This window comes from Catenuloplanes japonicus, from assembly GCF_000717135.1.
Classification (GTDB): domain Bacteria; phylum Actinomycetota; class Actinomycetes; order Mycobacteriales; family Micromonosporaceae; genus Catenuloplanes; species Catenuloplanes japonicus.
Window position 1 is genome coordinate 1 of record NZ_JNXY01000072.1, and the last position, 2,344, is coordinate 2,344.

3 protein-coding genes and 1 pseudogene are annotated in these 2,344 nt (G+C 64.8%); all 4 read right to left on the minus strand.

Going from position 1 to position 2,344, the window contains the following annotated elements; all coding sequences use genetic code 11:
• Nucleotides 1-183: 183 nt before the first annotated feature.
• Nucleotides 184-777, minus strand: coding sequence for a hypothetical protein (locus tag OP04_RS47995; RefSeq protein WP_157241389.1), 594 nt, complete (start codon nucleotides 775-777; stop codon nucleotides 184-186).
• An 833-nt stretch (nucleotides 778-1,610) separates the two neighbouring features.
• Nucleotides 1,611-1,868, minus strand: coding sequence for a hypothetical protein (locus OP04_RS55255; RefSeq protein WP_198154328.1), 258 nt, complete (start codon nucleotides 1,866-1,868; stop codon nucleotides 1,611-1,613).
• A gap of 3 nt (nucleotides 1,869-1,871) precedes the next feature.
• Nucleotides 1,872-2,087 carry a hypothetical protein gene (locus OP04_RS54385; RefSeq protein ID WP_157241391.1) on the minus strand — a complete coding sequence of 72 codons (216 nt, stop codon included), beginning with the start codon at nucleotides 2,085-2,087 and terminating at the stop codon, nucleotides 1,872-1,874.
• Nucleotides 2,080-2,344 (minus strand): annotated as a pseudogene (locus tag OP04_RS56335) (hypothetical protein); the annotation flags it as partial. The gene OP04_RS54385 and the pseudogene OP04_RS56335, both read right to left, overlap by 8 nt.

Below are 2,344 nucleotides of genomic sequence, written 5' to 3' on the forward strand. Positions count from 1 at the left end.
GGCGCCGGCCGCGGCGAGCACATGCTCGCGCCGGCGCAGCTCCGCACCGAGCGAGGTCAGCGCGCGCCCCACCAGGTGGGTGTCCAGGTCGGTGACCATCCCGACGGTGCCCGCGTACCGCAGTGAGGTGTGATCCGGGCGCGCCACGAACGGCGTGCCCGGACACGGTGCGGCGGACCGAAATCAGACCGCGCAGCCGAGTGCTCGCGGTGGCGCGTAGTACTCGGTCTGGTGCAGCACCCCGTTCTCGTCGACGCCGAAGATCAGGGCGTAACCGTCGTACGTCGCGCCGGCCTGGAAGCACGGGGCCTCGGAGTAGCAGAACAGCGCCGCCGAGTTGTTCTCCACGCACGTCTCGTCCGAGCCCGGCTCGATGACGTAGCCGCCGTTGTTCGGCAGGTACCGGGCGATGTTCTGGTTCACGAACAGTTGTCTCGGCACGCCGCCGACGCAGTCGATGCCGATGACGAAGGAGACGATGAAGCCGTTCGACACCGGTCCGCTGCCGTAGACGTAGCAGGTGATGACGGTGTCGGCGCCGAACCCGTCGCCGCCGGGCAGCACCAGCGGCTTGCTGAGCCCCGGCTGCAACGTGCCGCGGGCCGGCGCGGACTCCTCGACCGCGACCGCGCCGTCCGGGGAGACCGACACTCGGTACGAGACAGCCGGTGCCGCACCGGCCGGTGTCGCACCGGCTGGTCCGGCGACCCCGGCGACGGACGCGGCCAAGAAGATCACCAGCGCTGCGGCGGTCCGCCACAGTGACCGTAGATTCATGAATTCCACCCTCTCCGACAGATCCACGAAGGACGGCGGGAACGGGACCGCCCCGCCAGCGACATGGTCACGCCGGCCGCTGGACGCCGGTTGGACCGAGGCTGGACGGCCGGCCGCGCGGATCCGTCAACGGGCCGGATCGCCGGGGCGGCCGCATTGATCAAGAGGGGCTACGGACACTCGCTCGTAACCCGTACTCGTTCGTCCGTAGCGCTGTTGCCACATGCCCACGTGCCGAATCCGCCGCATTGGCCGCGATCGTCATCGACAACCTGGACCGCTGGACACGTAACGGCGTGCTGGCGGACATCGCTCGACACCCCAACACGAATTCAGCGATTCCCCGGACTGTCCTGGAGAGAACACGAGCCTTGCCGGCCAAGCCAGATGAGCGTCCGTTCTCGGCCGCCTTGGCCCTCAACTCGGAAGGGAAAGGCAGTCGAGATCGCAGGCGCACGACGAAGACGAGCAAGGCCACGGGCGCCGGCAGGGCTGGCTAAGACTTCCTCTACAAGAGATCAAGACGCCCGCTACGCGGGCGCGCGCACGCGCTCAGGCCTACGGCCACGCGCGCACGCCAAGACTCGGCGTGAAACATGCCGACTCGACGAGACCGACGATCGAGTTTGCCGGGTTGGGGCCGTGACGATGCCTTCAGCGGGCCACCCACGCGATGTCTTGCGGGCATCGACGCCGTACCGCTACGCGGCACGCCAACGGATCATTCGTCCTGGCATCGAGCATCCACGTTATTCCATGTACGAGATCCTCTTGACGGCAGACTGACGGCAACGGGCACGCACGCCGATGCACGCAGGAAGCATTTGGCCGACCTATATACGGCCGATCTCCTCATCTTGCGCGTCCAGCACGACGTAGTCAGATTTCCCTGGATATGGGAGCCAAACACTAATTCCGTTGGGCCAAACATAGATTTCAAGCGACGTCAACTCAGCCGTGGGCATACGAAGAAAAAGAAACTCATCAGGATCGAGCTCAAAGGCATCGCCGAGAGGCTCAAATGTAATTCGAATGGGCTCATTGGTCGCGGAAATCTTTATCTTCGTCAATGCTACCGGATCAACAGACACAAGCTACCCTCTCCAGGCATCGATGATTTCCTGCAGCAAGGTGACACGATTTGGGGCAGTTTTACCCCCCACGCCGGCGTTCACCACACCTTGGTAGAAGTCCTGAAGTTTGCGTGCGTCACCCAGGCTGGCAAGGCCGCGCAGTTGCTCCGGCGTACGCGTTCCAATGACAGCGACTGGGTTGTCGTTTCCCCAGATCGGGTTTCTCACCTTATTCATCGGACCACCTTCCAGCTCCGGCACCTTCACATATCCGCCCCTGGTCGGAAGCGGTGCCCCCATTGGAGAACCGCACGTCCGCGATCGACGCACCCGGCCGGACCGTACCGTCCGGACGCACCGACAGCTCCAGATTCACATCCGACCACGAACCATCGCCGTGCCGCACATGCGTCGGCACCACGGTCGACTCCATCACCAGCACACCGGACGGCTCCGCGAACACCTGCGAGAACTCGGTCCGCTCCGACATCACC